This window comes from Glutamicibacter sp. (assembly GCF_032154645.1).
Taxonomy (GTDB): domain Bacteria; phylum Actinomycetota; class Actinomycetes; order Actinomycetales; family Micrococcaceae; genus Glutamicibacter.
On record NZ_JALDXV010000007.1, the window covers coordinates 84,998 to 101,254 of the forward strand.

The 16,257-nt window shown below is 58.6% G+C and carries 20 protein-coding genes; 9 read left to right on the top strand and 11 right to left on the bottom strand.

Features of this window, described 5'->3' with window-relative positions:
* Window positions 1–52: 52 nt before the first annotated feature.
* Entirely contained in the window at window positions 53–946 is an 894-nt protein-coding gene (locus RUH64_RS08120; protein WP_313812720.1) for a LysR family transcriptional regulator, read from the bottom strand.
* 74 nt (window positions 947–1,020) lie between these two features.
* Between RUH64_RS08120 and RUH64_RS08125 the strand changes: the two genes are divergently transcribed.
* From RUH64_RS08125 to RUH64_RS08135, 3 genes are all read left to right on the top strand, one after another.
* Window positions 1,021–1,620 (top strand): hypothetical protein, encoded by a 600-nt coding sequence (locus RUH64_RS08125; protein ID WP_313812721.1) that lies wholly within the window; start codon window positions 1,021–1,023, stop codon window positions 1,618–1,620.
* Window positions 1,621–1,682: 62 nt separating this feature from the next.
* Window positions 1,683–2,024 carry a hypothetical protein gene (locus tag RUH64_RS08130; protein WP_313812722.1) on the top strand — a complete coding sequence of 114 codons (342 nt, stop codon included), beginning with the start codon at window positions 1,683–1,685 and terminating at the stop codon, window positions 2,022–2,024.
* 78 nt (window positions 2,025–2,102) lie between these two features.
* Window positions 2,103–2,330, top strand: a complete 228-nt coding sequence (locus tag RUH64_RS08135) for a hypothetical protein (RefSeq protein ID WP_313812725.1) — start codon at window positions 2,103–2,105, stop codon at window positions 2,328–2,330.
* Window positions 2,331–2,399: 69 nt separating this feature from the next.
* On the opposite strand, the gene RUH64_RS08140 is transcribed toward RUH64_RS08135, so the two are convergent.
* Both RUH64_RS08140 and RUH64_RS08145 read right to left on the bottom strand, forming a co-directional pair.
* Window positions 2,400–2,840, bottom strand: coding sequence for a YtoQ family protein (locus RUH64_RS08140; protein WP_313812727.1), 441 nt, complete (start codon window positions 2,838–2,840; stop codon window positions 2,400–2,402).
* A 121-nt stretch (window positions 2,841–2,961) separates the two neighbouring features.
* Complete coding sequence (locus RUH64_RS08145) at window positions 2,962–3,519, bottom strand: XRE family transcriptional regulator (protein ID WP_313812729.1); 558 nt, start codon at window positions 3,517–3,519, stop codon at window positions 2,962–2,964.
* An 83-nt stretch (window positions 3,520–3,602) separates the two neighbouring features.
* On the opposite strand from RUH64_RS08145, the gene RUH64_RS08150 reads away from it, so the two are divergent.
* Together RUH64_RS08150 and RUH64_RS08155 are read left to right on the top strand one after the other, a co-directional pair.
* Window positions 3,603–5,237: a bifunctional NAD(P)/FAD-dependent oxidoreductase/class I SAM-dependent methyltransferase gene (locus RUH64_RS08150; protein ID WP_313812731.1), complete on the top strand. Its 1,635-nt coding sequence runs from the start codon at window positions 3,603–3,605 to the stop codon at window positions 5,235–5,237.
* Window positions 5,238–5,401: 164 nt separating this feature from the next.
* On the top strand, window positions 5,402–5,890 hold the full coding sequence (locus RUH64_RS08155) for an FABP family protein (RefSeq protein WP_313812733.1): 489 nt from the start codon (window positions 5,402–5,404) through the stop codon (window positions 5,888–5,890).
* A 23-nt stretch (window positions 5,891–5,913) separates the two neighbouring features.
* On the opposite strand, the gene RUH64_RS08160 is transcribed toward RUH64_RS08155, so the two are convergent.
* Entirely contained in the window at window positions 5,914–6,900 is a 987-nt protein-coding gene (locus RUH64_RS08160; RefSeq protein ID WP_313812735.1) for a helix-turn-helix domain-containing protein, read from the bottom strand.
* A gap of 121 nt (window positions 6,901–7,021) precedes the next feature.
* On the opposite strand from RUH64_RS08160, the gene RUH64_RS08165 reads away from it, so the two are divergent.
* Complete coding sequence (locus tag RUH64_RS08165; RefSeq protein WP_313812737.1) at window positions 7,022–7,612, top strand: cysteine hydrolase family protein; 591 nt, start codon at window positions 7,022–7,024, stop codon at window positions 7,610–7,612.
* 115 nt (window positions 7,613–7,727) lie between these two features.
* Here RUH64_RS08165 and RUH64_RS08170 read toward each other — a convergent pair whose 3' ends face one another.
* Both RUH64_RS08170 and RUH64_RS08175 read right to left on the bottom strand, forming a co-directional pair.
* A complete protein-coding gene (locus RUH64_RS08170; protein WP_313812738.1) occupies window positions 7,728–8,666 on the bottom strand; it encodes a DUF1254 domain-containing protein in 939 nt (312 codons plus the stop codon).
* Between the two features lie 212 nt (window positions 8,667–8,878).
* Window positions 8,879–9,703 carry a 2-phosphosulfolactate phosphatase gene (locus RUH64_RS08175; protein ID WP_313812739.1) on the bottom strand — a complete coding sequence of 275 codons (825 nt, stop codon included), beginning with the start codon at window positions 9,701–9,703 and terminating at the stop codon, window positions 8,879–8,881.
* A 116-nt stretch (window positions 9,704–9,819) separates the two neighbouring features.
* Here RUH64_RS08175 and RUH64_RS08180 point away from each other — a divergent pair, with 116 nt between their 5' ends.
* A complete protein-coding gene (locus RUH64_RS08180; RefSeq protein WP_313812740.1) occupies window positions 9,820–10,209 on the top strand; it encodes a VOC family protein in 390 nt (129 codons plus the stop codon).
* 111 nt (window positions 10,210–10,320) lie between these two features.
* On the opposite strand, the gene RUH64_RS08185 is transcribed toward RUH64_RS08180, so the two are convergent.
* Entirely contained in the window at window positions 10,321–10,719 is a 399-nt protein-coding gene (locus RUH64_RS08185; RefSeq protein ID WP_313812801.1) for a VOC family protein, read from the bottom strand.
* A 138-nt stretch (window positions 10,720–10,857) separates the two neighbouring features.
* Window positions 10,858–11,274, bottom strand: coding sequence for an ester cyclase (locus RUH64_RS08190; protein WP_313812741.1), 417 nt, complete (start codon window positions 11,272–11,274; stop codon window positions 10,858–10,860).
* 62 nt (window positions 11,275–11,336) lie between these two features.
* Between RUH64_RS08190 and RUH64_RS08195 the strand changes: the two genes are divergently transcribed.
* Entirely contained in the window at window positions 11,337–11,966 is a 630-nt protein-coding gene (locus RUH64_RS08195) for a TetR/AcrR family transcriptional regulator (protein WP_313812742.1), read from the top strand.
* Between the two features lie 88 nt (window positions 11,967–12,054).
* Here RUH64_RS08195 and RUH64_RS08200 read toward each other — a convergent pair whose 3' ends face one another.
* The 3 genes from RUH64_RS08200 to RUH64_RS08210 are packed head-to-tail and all read right to left on the bottom strand — an operon-like array spanning window position 12,055 to window position 14,859.
* Complete coding sequence (locus RUH64_RS08200) at window positions 12,055–12,570, bottom strand: ATP-binding protein (RefSeq protein ID WP_313812743.1); 516 nt, start codon at window positions 12,568–12,570, stop codon at window positions 12,055–12,057.
* 55 nt (window positions 12,571–12,625) lie between these two features.
* A complete protein-coding gene (gene ychF, locus RUH64_RS08205; protein ID WP_313812744.1) occupies window positions 12,626–13,711 on the bottom strand; it encodes a redox-regulated ATPase YchF in 1,086 nt (361 codons plus the stop codon).
* 50 nt (window positions 13,712–13,761) lie between these two features.
* On the bottom strand, window positions 13,762–14,859 hold the full coding sequence (locus tag RUH64_RS08210; RefSeq protein WP_313812745.1) for a 4-hydroxy-3-methylbut-2-enyl diphosphate reductase: 1,098 nt from the start codon (window positions 14,857–14,859) through the stop codon (window positions 13,762–13,764).
* A 120-nt stretch (window positions 14,860–14,979) separates the two neighbouring features.
* On the opposite strand from RUH64_RS08210, the gene xseA reads away from it, so the two are divergent.
* Window positions 14,980–16,251 carry an exodeoxyribonuclease VII large subunit gene (gene xseA, locus RUH64_RS08215; RefSeq protein WP_313812746.1) on the top strand — a complete coding sequence of 424 codons (1,272 nt, stop codon included), beginning with the start codon at window positions 14,980–14,982 and terminating at the stop codon, window positions 16,249–16,251.
* The last annotated feature ends 6 nt before the right edge of the window (window positions 16,252–16,257 follow it).

Here is a 16,257-nt window from a genome sequence, read left to right on the forward strand (position 1 = left end):
TGATGCTTCATTCCTATCGCGCACCACACGCTCCTAGGTGGCGGCTCATCCTTTAGGGGTTAGGGCGATAAATATCGTTTCCCTGGCTTGAAAGCAACTGTAGAAATGCCTTGGCCGAGGGTGATTCGGGCCGGTCCGCAGGCGTTGCCAGGACGAGGTCCCGGGCAATCGCCGGTTCAATCTCAACGCCGACGACGCCGGCGACGTCTTCCAAGGGGCCAGGTGGAACCAGCGCAATACCTAATCCGTGGCTCACAAGTTTAACCAGCTCCGCGATGTCATCGATTTCGCAGCAGATGCGCCGTTGCAGTCCTTCGGCGGCGTACACGGCATCGAGCCGAACCCGCAGCGATGAGTCTGCCCTGAACTCAACGAAGTCTCTAGACTGCAATTGTTCCAGGCTCACCTTCCGCTGCTTCGCCAATGGGTCATCCGAGGCAACGGCCAGCACCAGCGTTTCGCTGCCCAGCGCTTGCATGTGGGCGGTACGCGGATCGAGTGGTCGATCAACTATTGCCAGGTCGAGCTCACCGGTACCGATCGATTCCATCAGCGAATCCACGCTGTCGTGGATCACCGAGATGGTGATCCCCGGATACCGGTGGTGATATTCGACCAGCAACGATGGCAGATCGACGACACCCAAAAACTGGATGCAGCCAATCGTCAGGCTGCCTCGAAGCACTCCCTGCACCGCGTCGACCGCAGCTTGCCCCTCTTCCACGGCTGATAGTGCGCGACGTGCTGCCGGTAGCAACGCCCGTCCCGCTTCTGTCAGTTCTACTCGCCTGCTATTTCGGATGAGCAAGGTGCTGTGAAGCTCCTTTTCAAGGCTCCGAATCGAGGCAGATAAACTGGGCTGGCTCAGGTGTAATTTGGCCGCAGCGCGTGTGAAATGCCTCTCCTCGGCGATAGCGAGGAAATGCAACAGCTGTCTGAGTTCCATGTATAGATCGTATCTATTCAGCCAATCGAAACAAACAGTTGGACTGATGATTTGTTTCCCGGGAATCTTGAATCATGAGTATTCCGCAGAAACCAGAGCCACCCCGCGTTCAACCGACGTCTACTCATGAACAGCGGACAAAGAGCCGTCCCGCAGTTAACCCATTAACACCGCCGCAGAGCTTGGCCGAACGCCGTGGCATTGTCCTAGCAGCAGCTTTCGCCATCGCAGTCTTGGTCACCGCAGTATCGGCAGTACTTCCGCTGAAGAACTTAGCCGATTCGCTCGCGCCAACACCTACATCTTCCCATCAGATCACCGCCAGTGTGATTTCAGAAGAAGTCGCCGACTCTGTAGATGTGACTACGCAAACCATCGAATGGTGGTGGAACGGCCACCGCTTTATAGATCAGCAGCACTTGTACCAGGACCAAGATTCAAGCAATGAAGTCGCGATCGAGATTGACGATGCAGGTCAACGTATCAAGGCACCCATCGCAGATCTCAATGCTTCGGCGCTGACGTTCTTTTTCATCATCGCTTTAGCTGCGATAGCCGTCTGGATTTTGACAACCGTTCGCCGGACCTTGTCTTGGTGGCTCATGAAGTGCCGCTTGGATTCCTGGGCCATCGAGTGGGAACAGTTCAACTCCTCCCGCCCAGAACAGTTATAATCGGCAGTTCGGCCATAGACTGGCCCCACAGATCTGACATTTAGATTACGTGCGAGGAACACATGGCCCAGTTCATTATCTATTTCCATCAGCAGTGGGTTGGCGATCACAGCGAAGAATGGTTCGCCAGCCGCGGCCCGTTGGCGAATGCAGTAGTTGAAGAAGCCAGAGACGCAGGGATCCTAGTATCCGCAGCAGGAGTCGAAGAAGACCTCAACAAAGCGATGACAGCCGATGCGACTAGTGGGTCGCTGGAGTTCAGCGCGGGACTCTTCGCACCCGAGGAGCAGCACCTCGGCGGCTTGATGATCATCGACGTACAGGATGAAGAAACAGCGAAGATCTGGGCAGGAAAAATTGCAGAAGCCTGCGGATGGCCGCAACAGTTGAGGCGACTTTACTAGACCTTGCGGGGAACGTTTAGGACTTGGAATTCTCCCTAATTTGTCAATCTTCGACCCACCCATGGTTAGGCTCCAACCATGGAGCAGATCGAGATGTTTTATTGGCCGGTACCCGATAACGACGTAGACGGTCCCATACTCGCTGCCGAAGATGTTCGCCCGTGGATCGCGCAAGAGTCAGAAGTGTTATCGGTAGTTGACGTGCCTTCCGAAATTCATATCGGCTGGTGGGCCATATTGGAAGATCTATTCGGCGGGCGTACTTACCTTATCGATCACAGCACGGGAGAGCCTGCCGACAAATAAGTCTGCTGCAGGTCCTTGAAAATAAGCTGCCGCCGAAGATTCTCCATCTCGGCGGCAGCTTATTTGGTATTAGGCCTGAAGCACGTAGCGCAGGGTTTCAACCACCTGATCGGTGGTCTTGCACCATCCCTGGGCGTCAGCATCCACTTCCTTCAGCGGGTGCACGATGTCCTCATCATGCAAAGTCACGTATGGCTTGCCCAGCGCCGAGCAGTAGCCTGCGTCAAAGGCTGCATTCCACTGCTTGTACTTGTCGCCGAAGCGAACCACGACGAAATCCGCCTTCTCGATTAGGGTGCGCGTACGAATGGCATTGATCTTGGAAGACTGGTGATCGCGCCAGAACCCGGGGGTGGTCTCGCCCAGGTAATCGCCCGCGGCGTCGCTGGCAGGGTGGTCGGTAACGGGTGCGGTGAAGACAACGTCCAAGCCGGCGGCTTCAGCACCGCGCTGAATCTCTTCGCGCCAGTCGGTATGGATCTCACCGGACAGATAAACATTGAAACTCATGGCTAAGGGCTCCTTAAGTTGAGTCGGACCAACTCGGCAGGTCCTCGAAATTCCCATCCTATTAGCTCGCTCCAGAAGTTCAGCGTTGAGCGGTTCATCGTAACTTAACATTTGGCAAGCACTATTGCTCGCCGTCGTGCCGGTGCACGGTATGCCCGTCTTGGTCGAAGATCATGACCAACTCTGCGGGGCCACCATCGGCGATGAATGCATGAGGAGTCATCGTCGCGAACTCCGCAGCTTCTCCCGCCTTGACGGTGACTTCCCGATCTCCGAGGAAAAGCTTGACCGCACCTTCAAGGACAAAGAACCAATCATGCCCCGGGTGCACCCGCTGCTCCGGCGCAGACGGCGTTGGTTCGAGCCTCACCTTGAGTGCTTTCATGTTGCCTGTGGCTTTGGACAGCATCCAGGTGGTCCGTGATCCTTCTTGGCTCGGCATCGGACGGATGATCACATCTTCGTCACTGTCGTTCTCCAGCAGGGTCTCGACATCGGTGCGCAGGGCACGCGCGAGCGGCAGAAGAACGTCGAGGCTGATTGCTCTTTTACCTGTTTCGATACGGCTGATCGTCGAGGCACTGAGATGGGAACGCTCGGCGAGCTCATCCAGCGACATCGACTGCGTCTGACGCAGGCTGCGCAGGCGAGTACGTACTATTTGCTCGATCTCCGACATGCTTTCTCCTCAATACCAACTGTCATTCTTGCGAATATTGCAAGCCTCTTTGCAGTATATGCCAAGATTGCTATCGTGGAATCATGAACACCACGGACGCCCATTCCCCACATTCACACCATGGCCACCATCCCTCACCCGAGCAGCGAACCATCACCCGACACGTCGATGTAGCGATCATCGGAGGTTCCGCCGCGGGCCTTGCCACAGCCCTGCAGCTATCGCGCCAGCGGCGCTCGGTGATCGTCATCGACTCCGGGGAACCCCGCAATGCGCCGGCGTCGTCGATGCACAGTTATCTGGGCCATGAGGGACTCCCACCCGCAGAATTCTTGCGCATTGCGCGAGCCGAAGTCCGCGCCTATGGCGCCGAGGTGCTCGCGGGTCGAGCTACCAGCGTTTCCCGACAGGCAGAGGGCTTCCAGATCGAGCTGACAGGCGGCCACCGAATTAATGCGCGCCGCGTCGTAGCAGCAACCGGGCTGACCGATGAGCTCCCCGAGATTCCCGGCCTCGCCCAACATTGGGGCTCCTCGGTATTCCACTGCCCGTTCTGCCATGGTTACGAAGTGCGCGACCAACGCATCACCGCACTTGTCACATCCCCCGCTTCACTGCATGCGCTGCCACTGCTGCGCCAGCTCACCGCACAGCTGAGCATCGTGGTCCATCAGGGGGTGCCCGAAGATGACCCCCAGTTGAAGATTCTCGAAGCTGCAGGGGTTCGGGTGCTTCACTCCCGCGTCGAGCAGGTACTCAACAATGAAACCGGTGAACTTCGGGCACTGCAACTGGCCGACGGAACGGAAGTATCAACCGATGCAGTCCTAGCTGGATCGCGTCTGCATGCACGACTCGACGCCTTCGCATCGCTCGGACTCACCGCCAGCGAACACCCCAGCGGTCTGGCAACCTATGTAGAGGCAGATCCGATGACCGGCGAAACTGCCATTCCGGGGCTTTACGCGGTCGGAACGCTGACGGAGCCAATGCTTCAGGTCTTGCCGACGGCGGCAGCCGGAACCCGCGTTGGCGGGATGATCAGTTTCGACCTGGCCAATGAGGACCTCCAGGCAGCAGCACGCCCCGTCGCACACGCTGCTGACTGGGAGGGACGATACAGCGGTGCAGTACAGTGGAGCGGCAATCCGAATGGCTCCCTGGTGGCCGAAGTTGCCGATTTGGCACCGGGCACCGCACTGGATATTGGTGCAGGCGAAGGCGGGGACGCCATCTGGTTGGCCAAGCGCGGATGGACGGTCACCGCGAATGATATCTCGCAGCGGGCGCTCGACCGAATTATCGCCGGTGCGCAGCAGCAGGAAATATCGGTCAAGACCATTCAGGCAGATGCCAATTCGGCCAACCCATTTGGCGGCCGACGCTATGATCTTGTCACTGCTTCCTATGCTTCTATCCCGCGCACGCCGGATGGACGCGGCGTTGCAAACTTCCTGAATGCCGTCGCCCCAGGCGGAGTGCTGCTGATTATTAATCATGATGCGCAGGAGATGAGCGAAGTTCTCGCCACGATGGACCATGAGATATCCCGCCCATTCGACCACGGGGCTTTCGTCTCGACCCAGGATTTCGTAGAGGCGCTGGAAACCTCTCCCGAATGGGAGGTAAACATCAATGAACGCCGAGAGCGTCCGAGTGGAGCGGTGTCGAACCATCACATTCACGACATCGTGCTGCGTGCCCGTCGGGCAAAATAATCAACCACGGGCAGCTTTCGTCGAATCGTTCTGAAGATTTCCCGCTCGTCCCAAGTCCACAGCGTACGTCCCCGGCTTCACTACGAAGCCGGGGACGAATGCAGGACTAGGCTAGGTGACATCGCTGATACCAAGCGCATCGACTAACCATAGGAGCATGTTCCATGGCACTTCACCCTGGACTCGCGGCGTTCGCCGATCTCGTCGGCACCTGGCGAGGTGAAGGACACGGCGAGTACCCGACAATCGCCGCGTTTAACTTCATCGAAGAGGTCACCTTCACCGATGTGGGCAAGCCCTTCCTCCACTACTTGCAACGCACATGGTCGCCCGATGGGGCTCCCATGCACACCGAAACAGGATTCCTTCGTCTCATTGACGAGACGTCGGTGGAATTCATTCTGGCCCAGCCTACCGGCCAAACGGAACTTGCCGAGGGCAATCTAGAGTCCAACCCTGAGGGCTTCATCTGCACGCTCACCTCCCAAATGCAGAATTCGGCGAGCGCGAAGCAGGTCGATGCAACGCAACGACAACTAGAGCTCTCCGGGAATACTCTGACTACCAAGTTCGCTATGGCGGCGGTCGGCATTCCGATGACGCACCATCTGAAGTCGGTTATGTACCGGAAGGATCCGCATCCGGAGTCTTGATCAACGCTGTGCGTGAAAGGCTTTCAGCCAATCCTGAATCTCCGCCGATACTCCCCCGGAGTAACGCCGAGAGCACGCTTGAACGCCCGGCTCATGGTGTCGACCGTTCCAAAACCACACAGCGCCGCGACCTTTCCAAGTGTCTCGTCACCTGCTTCCAGCCGACTGCGTGCGGCTTCCACCCGCGCCGATTCCACGTAGGCTGCCGGCGTTGTTCCCAGCTCATTCTTGAAAACTCTGGTGAGCTGCCGGTCGCTGATATGCAGCGACTCAGCGAGGCGCGCCACCGTCAGCTCCTCAGTTAAGTGTCCTAGGATATAGTGCCGCAGCTCGTCCACCCGTCGGGTGGTTGAGATCGGTTCCAACGGTACGCTGAATTGGCTTTGCCCTCCCGGGCGTTTCAAGTAGACCACCAATTGTCTCGCGACCTTCTGAGCCAGCATCTCGCCGAAGTCATCCGCGACCAGGGCCAGTGCCAGATCGATGCAGGAACTGATGCCTGCGCCGGTCCAGATGTCGCCGTCACGGATGAAGATCGGATCAGAATCCACCTTGATCTGCGGATACTGCTCAGCCAGTTGCGCAGCGGTCGACCAGTGCGTGGTGGCTCTCCTGCCGTCCAGCAGTCCGGCAGCGGCGAGGATGTGGGCGCCCACGCATACCGAAGTCATTCTTCTGGTTCGTTCATAGAGCTTGGCAACGTGTCCGACGATGCCCGGATCTACCAGTGCGGCAACCCGGCCGCCCTCCTCAACCGTCACCGCCCCAGGGACCACGACCGTGTCGATGGCACGCCCCTCGAGTTCTTCGAACGTCACATCCGGCAGGAGCCTCACGCCTGCCGAGGTGGTCACGGGCTCAAGAGTCTGGGCAACCAACAGCACCTCGTACCCGGTCGGCTTGTCCATTTCCCGCTGGAGCAGTGCGAACACCTCTGGAGGTCCGGTGACATCCAAAAGATCCACCTGATCAAAGACCACGATTACTACCAACTTATCGCCCCTGCTCACACCATCCCCTTTTCACAATGTCTGTATTTGCAGGTTATACGACATTGCCGACACCATGCCGGCGTCATAGCGTTAAATTGCCCGCACAGTGGCGGGCTGACACACGAAGAGAAGGCAATTCATGGCACGCACTACCCTGCGCGAACTCAATGGTTTCGATAACACCCCGGCCTCCTTGCAAGACTCAACACTCGTGTTGGTCGACTACCAAAACACCTACACCCAGGGCATCATGGAACTCGAAGGGTGGGAGACGGCGCTCAATGCGGCCGAAGATCTGCTGGCTAGAGCGCGTGTGGCCGGATCGAACATCATCCACATCGTCAATGACGGCGGCGAAGGCACTCCCTATGACATCAAGGCCGAAATCGGACAAATTCATCCAAAGGTAGCGCCCATCGATGGCGAAGAGGTGGTCGTCAAGGGAGCCCCTAATGCCTTCGTCGGCACTGAGCTCGGCGAGCTCATCAATTCAGCGGGCAATACCCACATCGTGATGGCGGGATTCATGACAAATATGTGCGTGCAGTTCACTGCCGAAGGTGCATTCATTGCAGGTAAGAAACCCACAGTAGTCGCCGACGCCTGCGCCACCCGCCCATTGGACAGCGGAGTCGTTCCCGTTTCTGCGCAACAGTTGCACGATGCGGCACTGGCAACCATCGGCGACCTCTACGGCGTTGTCGCCAAGACCGCGGATGAGCTGCGCTAAAGCGCATCAGAACACGACGACCGATATAGAAATTAGTTCTCCAGTGCCTGCCGAGAGATGGCACTGGAGAACTAATTGCCTGTGAGGCGAGTTCCCGACTCGCTAGGAGGGCACTCTAGACAGTCTTTATTTCAGGAATTTGCCATTGCTCGAGCTCCACAAGACGTGGACGGTAAAGTCGAATCAGCAGATTCCACCCTTCGGGCAATTGGATCCTGTTGGCGGTACCATCCGCCCAGTCGCCAAGGCGCACCGTCACCGATCCATCGTCGTTTTTGTCGCCAAATACAGAGTTTACGTTGGTCACGAGATCATCGCCCGGCTCAAAGTACCCTTCGCCGTTGTACACGCTGAGCGACCAGAACGCGTCGGCAGGTACATCCGTAAACGTCATTTCGTATTTTCCCTGTGGCAGGCGAGGGCTGACGTTGATATAGGAGGCTTCAGCGTCGGGCAAACCGCCCCATCCCAAAGCTGTCCCCACTAGATGGCGGATCGGGTCAACGTTCTCCTTTCGACCGAAGCTGCCGGCAAGGCTGCTGACTGTGTTGCCTAGGACCAGCAGAGCATCCCGCACCTCCTGATGCGACCGCTGGTCGTATTCCGGATTCTCGAACGGCTTCTGATTACCGACGTGCAGGAGGAGACCATCTTGTACTGCATGCACGGAATCTAGGTCTGCAGGGTCTGCCGGATCGAAAAGAATGCGTGCGGCAACGACTACATAATCGGTGTCGAATTCTTCTTTGGTCAGCGCATAAGTACCCGGCGAATGGAACACCTGGTTGATGTAGTGGTTCTGATTGATGACCATTACGGAGAGGTATCGCTGTCCCGTTTCGGGGATGGTGAGCTTCGCGCCGTCGGTGACATCAACGATGGCAAACGAGTACAGCGTGTCGCGATTCTGCCGGATGACTGGCTGGCGGTCCAACGGCGCCAATTCGCGATCATGAAAAAATTTGGCTTCGCTGCCCGCAGTTTTCAAGAGTCTGTCGATCATTGTGTTCGACTCGGCACGAGTGAAGTTATCTATTGAGACTGGGATGCCCATGGCAATCCTTTCCTAAAAGAGTCAATGCAGACTGCGAACTACGAGGACCAACGTATATCGTTCGTTCTCAGGTTCTTTCAAAGAATCAGACGTCGGTATTCAAAATGAATATTATGATCATGTAATAATCAGGACGATAATTTACCCACTGGATGAATCCGACATTACTGGCGATACTTGTACCAGTCAACGTCCCACCTATAGACAAAAGTTCAATCGCGCAGAGAATCCTGAAAGGCACCCGAGTCCAATACCGGCACCGTTGGAGAATCGTTCAACGCAGATGCCACCTCGATGTCGACACCGAATCCTATGCCCTGCAGTTCTTTCGCGCTCTCGCACGCGTGCATAAGCTCGCTTAGTAGTGGGCGTCTTGAATCGAAGTAGTCGGCCACTGTCAAAGCCCTGGGACTCATAATCCCTTGGTAACCGTGTCCAGCGAGCTCTGAAAAGATGGCTCCAGCACCGAGGTGGTCCTCTAGCGCAAGACGTAGCGTTCCTTCTTGCGAACATAGCTCGCCTGTGGCAACGATCCCCACCGAGTCGCCATGATTGATACGCTCGGCCAGATAATCAGCAACAGCGGTTGCATTGCGCAGGCACCCCGCGATAACGGAAGCGCCTGAACTCTCAAGTTGATGCGAAATCGTTGATCCATTAGGCGATGGCAGCACAATCCGCGAAGCATACGGGCCAGTTTTTAGTGCATCCGGGGATAGTGTGAGGGCGGTGTTCGTCCCCAGCTCAGTCGCTTCGAGCCGGCCAACGGCCAACACCGCATCATGAGCACGCGCGAATTCTTCGGCCTGTCTCCCCTCCAATGGGAACGGGTACACAGATATTCCCCGCTCGACGGCAACGCAGACCGAAGTCGAAAAGCTTAAGACATCAACGACTACCGCAATATCAGTGTCCAGCGTACGGGCACCCACCACACCCCAACCGAAACGCACCTGATGCCGGGACTGGTCCAATTCTGTATCTGATGACAAGTTCATCGCGTCCTCCTGTCCCGCCGCAACAACGACTTCTCGCATATGTGCAGCCCAATCCAATCAGCACACTCCCAACGGTTCAAGATGGAGGCCAAGGCTGGCAAGGAGCACACGATGAACGGTGTTCGCCGTCGGGTGTCGGGTGTTAGCATCCGACTATGGCCAAATTTCGGACTCCGCAAATTGTCCTATTTACCCGCGACATCGACCGCGCGGCGGCTTTTTATGTCTCCCTCGGCTTCAGTGAGGTGTTCCGCACTCCGAAGTCCGGTACGCCAATTCATATCGATCTCGTGCTCGACGGCTACCGGATCGGACTGGCTACCGAGGTAAGCACTCGTGATGACCATGGTCTCGCTCCCGTTGCTGTCGGCCAACGCGCAGCGGTCATCCTGTGGACCGAAGATGTTCCATCGGCTTACCGGCAACTCATTGAGCTCGGCGCGGTCGCCGTCAAGCAGCCTTCCGCGTGGCTTGATCATCTGCTCATTGCGTGGGTCGAAGATCCCGATGGACATTTAGTTCAGGTGGTGCAGAATGTCGAATGAAGCCAACTTAATTGGCGGTGCCACAGTTAGCTGGCTACCTACTGTGGCGCACAGCCTGCATTTGCTACCTGCAACACGCTCACCCCGATACCTGCAATAATATTCAATCGTTCACTGCGCAGCATCGGGCTTCACCCAAAACGGCGAATAATGGTAGCCGTCGTGATCATCGAACTGGCGCTGGTACATAAATGGGTACTCGTCGGTGTCGCCGATTCGCCCGCCGGCAGAGCGTGCCCGGTCAATGAGTTCGTCCACCGCCTCACGACTTTCCATGTCGAAGGATATAGTGATCTTTGATGGTGTGTCAGGTCCGCCGATCAGCTCCTCAACACCACCGACGCTCGCGTACATCTCACGACTGCCGAGCATGACGTACTGGTTGTCCGCTATTGCGTAGCAGGCGACATCATCATTGGACATTTCGTTATTTTTCGCCCACCCGAGAGCCGTATAGAAAGCGGCAGCTCGCTCGACATTCTGGACTGGGCAGGTAATGAACAAACTCATGATGCCATGATTCTCACTCGATGAATCGATGTCAATGAAGTTATCATTTTCCAGCAAATCGAACCGCCATTTTTGGGCGGAGCCGTACCGCAGTGAAAGCATTAAGTCTTCTGCACCGCTGCGATACGGCTTCAGCCGTCATTCACCGAGCGCTGGCAACACGCCCATTCGCCGCATGGCCCCGAGCTCGTCGCGCACACCCCAGTGCTCGGCAAGCTTCTCGCCCTCGGTCCGGAAGATATGGATGGTTGCCATCTCATACTCGGCTCCGACAGCTTCGGGACCGTGGAATTCGGCTGCTCCAATGCCCCGCGCTACCGCCCGAACCACGATGCGATCTTCGGTGGAAAAGACGTCCTCCAGGGTGTATTTGATTTTCAGCACCTGGGTCACGAAGGTGAGGATCTGTGTGTACCCTTCAAACCCCGGAGGAATGGGAATCGGCGACCCATGGTCGACGAAGTCCTCGGTGACGCACTCCTTGATACATGACAGGTCGCCCGAGTTGATCGCGTCGAAGACTCGCCGAGCGGCTGTCATGGCAATGTTGTCCATGTACCCTATCCTTTCAATAGAACCCGATTCCAATGGAATAAGATTCCAACGAAAGTACGGCTGTGTCAAGACGCAATTATGATCTCTCCAATCGAGCCGAAGCCGCCCGGGAAACTCGTCGCCGCATCCTCGACACTACCTACCGGCTGCTTCTTGAAAAGGGCGCAAAATCCTTGTCGATGTCCGGCTTGGCCAACGCGGCAGGTGTCAGTCCTCAGACGATCTACAACTCGATCGGAGGCAAGGCCGAGGTCATCAAGGCCTGCTATGACATCACCATTGCAGGAGACGACATCGACGCACCGCTGAGTGAACGCCCGGCATTCAGATCAATTTGGGAAACGACTGAATCGCAAGAGTTCTTCCGCCGATATTCCACCTGGGTGAGCACCCTGAGCAATCGGGTGGCTCCACTCCTTGCAGCCCTCGTTCGCCCGGGTCAAAGTGATCCAGGAATCGCCGCGTTCGTGGAAACCATCGAGGCCGAACGCCGCATCGGTTCAACCAATGCAATGAAGCACTACCGGGAACGCTTTGGCCTGCCCGAAGGCCTCACCCTTGAGCAGGCAGTAGACATCACCTGGACGCTGAATTCCCCGGACGTCTACGACCGATTGGTTGGACGCTGCGGCTGGAGCCCCGAAGAATACGAAAGCTGGTTGACTCAGCAACTGGCCGCCGCCCTGCAGTAAAACTGTCACCCTTCCGGTGACGGAGCGCCGAGAATTAACTTTGAGCAGCCCTGTAGTGGTACAGCGAAGTCGAGGGCAAACCTGCCGATTAGCTCACCACTACCATTGGCCCTTCCTCGGGAGTTGGGGGCTCGAATCTGGCGAAGTATTCACTCGCCGTTTCCGCAGTCAGCGGCCAATCATCAGCCCGCCTGCCGTGCCGCTTGCCGATGCGGCTCAGGATGGTTTCCAGATCCGTCGCTAGGTAAACGGTTTCGGGAATGACACCCACAGGGTTGAGCAGGGCGCGGTATTCATCGCGTTGGCGACGGAACCAGAATCCGAAGTCGAGGACTACGTTGTTCCCCTCTCCTACCAACTGCATCAGGCGCCCCTTGAGCTCGGCGGCGACCTGGCGAGCTTCTTCAGAAGTAGGCATCGAAGTGATGCCGCGCTGCCAAAACTCCACCTCGAACGACAATCTCGTCCATCCTTCGAACTCTAGCTTTTTTGCATAGGTTGTCTTGCCTGCACCACCCGGACCGCACATCATTACGACGCGGGAACGCTGAACCTTCGAAGCCACCATCCAACCAACGGTACCCTCCCATTTGGCGACCATCATGCACAAACGCCCCGGCTTCCATAGGGAAACCGGGGCGTCGCCAAAGCATGATGACCTACACGTTGAAGCGGAACTCCACGACGTCGCCGTCCTTCATGATGTAGTCCTTGCCTTCAATGCGAGCCTTGCCGGCAGACTTGGCATTGGCTACCGAACCCGCTGCGACGAGGTCTTCAAAACCGACAACTTCTGCCTTGATGAAGCCACGCTGGAAGTCGGTGTGGATCACGCCCGCCGCCTCCGGTGCGGTGGCACCCTTGCGCACGGTCCAGGCGCGGGATTCCTTCGGGCCAGCGGTCAGGTAGGTCTGCAGGCCCAGGGTATCGAAGCCGACGCGGGCCAGCTTGTCCAGGCCGGACTCCTCGATGCCTGCATCCTCCAGCATCTCCAGTGCTTCGTCCTCTTCCAGCTCGGCCAGTTCGGCCTCGAACTGCGCATCAAGGAAGATTGCCTCGGCGGGGGCAACCAGCTCGGAGAGCTTTGCCTGCATCTCCTTGTCCGCCAGGCCAGCCTCATCGGTGTTGAACACGTAGATGAACGGCTTGGTGGTCATCAGCTGCATTGGGGCCAGCTCGTCCATGTCGATGCCGGCTGCCTTGCCTGCGGCGAACAGGGTCTTGCCCTCTTCGAGCACCTTCTGGGCTGCGAGCAAGTTGTCCATGAAGGACTTCTCTATCTTCTTGCTGCGCAGTTCCTTTTCAAGACGCGGCAGCTGGTTCTCGATGGTCTGCAGGTCAGCGAGGATCAGTTCGGTGGCGATGGTCTCGATGTCCGATTCCGGATCGACCTTGCCGTTCACGTGGATCACGTCGTCGTTCACGAACGCGCGGGTCACCTGGCAGATGGCGTCGGCCTCGCGGATGTTCGCCAGGAACTTGTTGCCCAGGCCTTCACCCTCGGAGGCGCCCTTCACGATGCCTGCGATGTCAACGAAGGACACGGTGGCAGGCAGGATGCGCTCGGAACCGAAGATTCCCGCAAGCACCTTCAGGCGCTCGTCCGGCAGCGGCACGACGCCCACGTTGGGTTCAATGGTTGCGAAGGGGTAGTTGGCCGCCAGTACCTGGGCACGGGTCAGCGCGTTGAACATGGTGGACTTGCCGACGTTGGGCAGTCCGACGATTCCGATAGTAAGAGCCACGGGAGAAAATTCTACCTTTGTTAGGAGGACTAAGTGAAAGTGAAGCTGATTTAGCGCGCCTCGGGGCGGGCGCCGCGTCCGCCCAGGGCACGGTCGTCGTCGCCGGCTTCCTTGAGCTTGCCGCGGATTTCCTTGGGCAGCGAGAAGATGATGTCTTCCTCCGCGGTGGTGACCTCGGCGACGTCGTTGAAGCCGTACTGGGCCAGCAGGTCAACTACCTCGCGCACCAGAACCTCGGGCACCGAGGCTCCGGAGGTCACGCCCACGGTGGCCACGCCCTCGAACCAGGACTCGTCCACCTCGTTGGCGAAGTCCACGCGGTAGGAGGCCTTGGCGCCGTGATCCAGCGCCACCTCCACCAGGCGCACCGAGTTCGAGGAGTTGGCCGAGCCGACCACGATCACCAGATCTGCCTGCGGGGCGATGTTCTTGATCGCTGCCTGGCGGTTGGTGGTGGCATAGCAGATGTCGTCGCTGGGCGGATCCTGCAGGTTAGGGAAGCGCACGCGCAGCCGGCGGACGATCTCCATGGTCTCGTCAACGCTCAGGGTGGTCTGCGAAAGCCAGATCAGCTTGTCCGGATCCTTAACCTGAACGGTGTCGGCCTCTTCGGGGTTGTTCACAATGGTGGTGACCTCCGGCGCTTCGCCGTAGGTGCCTTCCACTTCCTCGTGGCCCTCATGGCCGATCAGCAGGATTTCGTAGTCGTTCTTGGCAAAGCGCACCGCCTCGCGGTGCACCTTGGTGACCAGCGGGCAGGTGGCGTCGATGGTGCGCAGTCCGCGGTCTTCGGCCGACTGCACCACGGCCGGGGAAACGCCGTGGGCGGAGAATACGACCAGCGCACCCTCGGGAACCTCCTCGTTTTCCTCCACGAAGATCGCGCCGCGGGACTCAAGCTCGGAAACCACATGCACATTATGCACAATCTGCTTGCGCACGTAGACCGGCGGGCCGTAGTGCTCCAGCGCCTTCTCCACCGCTACCACCGCACGGTCGACGCCTGCGCAGTAGCCACGCGGAGCTGCCAGCAAGACCTTGCGCTCGGTAACCTCTGGGGAGGCTGCGAAGATCTCTGCAGGGGTGCGTCGAACGCGTGGAATGCGGGGTACCGGCAGGGACACCGGAACGGAAGTGGAAGTAGCCATACCTCCATTCTACGAAGTGCATGCAAGTTAGCCCATGCTCATATGAGCCGAACCACATGCGGCGCCCTGTGAATTCTGCCTCTACCTCGACTGTCGCACCGATGGTGTAGCGTCGCGTGTATGGAAAACCAGCAGCCCGCGTCCTCCCTGCCGCCCACTGCAGCGCAGACCAGCGCCGAGAACCCGTGGCCGCTGCGAGTTCTCTCCGAAAAGCTGAAGATCCACATCGAGAACTCCCCTGTCACCTGGGTCGAAGGCCAACTGCTTGAAGCCAACGTGCGCAACGGCCACGCCTACCTGACCCTGCGCGACGTGGACGTGGACAACTCCTTTTCGGTCACCGTGTGGGCCTCGGTCATGCGCACCCTGGACTCCACTCCGCAGGTGGGCTCCCGCGTGGTGGCACGGGTCAAGCCGAGCTTCTATGCCAAGACCGGAAGGCTCTCGCTGAACGCCTCCGACCTGCGCCCTGTGGGACTGGGCGAACTGCTCGTGCGCCTTGAACGGCTGCGCCAGGCGCTGGGCGCCGAGGGCCTGTTCGATGTGGAGCGCAAGCGCAAGCTTCCGGTGCTGCCCGGCAAGATCGGGCTGATCACCGGGCGCGACTCAGACGCGGAAAAGGACGTGGTGCGCAATGCGACGCTGCGCTGGCCGGCGGTGCAGTTCCGCATCATCAACACCGCGGTGCAGGGCGTGGACGCGGTCCCCCAGGTGATCAATGCACTGCATGAACTGGACGCCGACCCCAGCGTGGAGGTCATCGTGATCGCCCGCGGCGGCGGTGCGCTGGAAGACCTGCTGCCCTTCTCCAACGAAGACCTGGTGCGCGAGGTGGCCGCCGCACACACCCCGGTGGTTTCCGCCATTGGCCACGAGGCGGACCGTCCGATCCTCGACGACGTAGCGGACCTGCGGGCTTCCACCCCCACCGATGCCGCCAAGCGCATCGTGCCGGACCTGAACGAAGAATTCGCCGGGCTCGACGCCGCCCGGCAGCGCCTTGACCGTGCGGTGAACACCATGCTGCAGCGCGAGAGCCAGCTGATTGCCTCGCTGCGCGCCCGCCCGGTGCTGGCAAACCCTCAGGTCATGGTCACTTCCCGCGCCGAAGACCTGGGGCGCTGGCGCGAGCGCGCCACCGCCCTGTTCAGCCATCGGGTGCAGCGCGCCAACGATGAGGTCGGCCATCTGCGGGCACAGATGCGCGCGCTCTCCCCGCAGCAGACCCTCGACCGCGGCTACTCGGTGACCCAGCTGGCCGACGGGCGCGTGCTGCGCGATGTGCGCGAGGTCCAACCGAACGACCAGCTGCGCATCCGCGTCGCTGCAGGCCAGCTGACAGCAGCCGTCCACAACATCTTCCCCGCCGAAACCACAGCACAGAGCAACTAGTTTGGA

What these genes read in the sequence shown, in the direction of transcription:
- xseA (WP_313812746.1), top strand. Translation starts at nt 14,980, where the DNA reads ATGGAAAACCAGCAGCCCGCGTCCTCCCTGCCGCCCACTGCAGCGCAG.
- RUH64_RS08120 (WP_313812720.1), bottom strand. Translation starts at nt 946, where the DNA reads ATGGAACTCAGACAGCTGTTGCATTTCCTCGCTATCGCCGAGGAGAGG.
- RUH64_RS08210 (WP_313812745.1), bottom strand. Translation starts at nt 14,859, where the DNA reads ATGGCTACTTCCACTTCCGTTCCGGTGTCCCTGCCGGTACCCCGCATT.
- RUH64_RS08140 (WP_313812727.1), bottom strand. Translation starts at nt 2,840, where the DNA reads ATGAGTTTCAATGTTTATCTGTCCGGTGAGATCCATACCGACTGGCGC.
- RUH64_RS08200 (WP_313812743.1), bottom strand. Translation starts at nt 12,570, where the DNA reads ATGATGGTCGCCAAATGGGAGGGTACCGTTGGTTGGATGGTGGCTTCG.
- RUH64_RS08165 (WP_313812737.1), top strand. Translation starts at nt 7,022, where the DNA reads ATGGCACGCACTACCCTGCGCGAACTCAATGGTTTCGATAACACCCCG.
- RUH64_RS08170 (WP_313812738.1), bottom strand. Translation starts at nt 8,666, where the DNA reads ATGGGCATCCCAGTCTCAATAGATAACTTCACTCGTGCCGAGTCGAAC.
- RUH64_RS08145 (WP_313812729.1), bottom strand. Translation starts at nt 3,519, where the DNA reads ATGTCGGAGATCGAGCAAATAGTACGTACTCGCCTGCGCAGCCTGCGT.
- RUH64_RS08135 (WP_313812725.1), top strand. Translation starts at nt 2,103, where the DNA reads ATGGAGCAGATCGAGATGTTTTATTGGCCGGTACCCGATAACGACGTA.
- RUH64_RS08125 (WP_313812721.1), top strand. Translation starts at nt 1,021, where the DNA reads ATGAGTATTCCGCAGAAACCAGAGCCACCCCGCGTTCAACCGACGTCT.
- RUH64_RS08185 (WP_313812801.1), bottom strand. Translation starts at nt 10,719, where the DNA reads ATGAGTTTGTTCATTACCTGCCCAGTCCAGAATGTCGAGCGAGCTGCC.
- RUH64_RS08190 (WP_313812741.1), bottom strand. Translation starts at nt 11,274, where the DNA reads ATGGACAACATTGCCATGACAGCCGCTCGGCGAGTCTTCGACGCGATC.
- RUH64_RS08180 (WP_313812740.1), top strand. Translation starts at nt 9,820, where the DNA reads ATGGCCAAATTTCGGACTCCGCAAATTGTCCTATTTACCCGCGACATC.
- RUH64_RS08150 (WP_313812731.1), top strand. Translation starts at nt 3,603, where the DNA reads ATGAACACCACGGACGCCCATTCCCCACATTCACACCATGGCCACCAT.
- RUH64_RS08130 (WP_313812722.1), top strand. Translation starts at nt 1,683, where the DNA reads ATGGCCCAGTTCATTATCTATTTCCATCAGCAGTGGGTTGGCGATCAC.
- RUH64_RS08155 (WP_313812733.1), top strand. Translation starts at nt 5,402, where the DNA reads ATGGCACTTCACCCTGGACTCGCGGCGTTCGCCGATCTCGTCGGCACC.
- RUH64_RS08175 (WP_313812739.1), bottom strand. Translation starts at nt 9,703, where the DNA reads ATGCGAGAAGTCGTTGTTGCGGCGGGACAGGAGGACGCGATGAACTTG.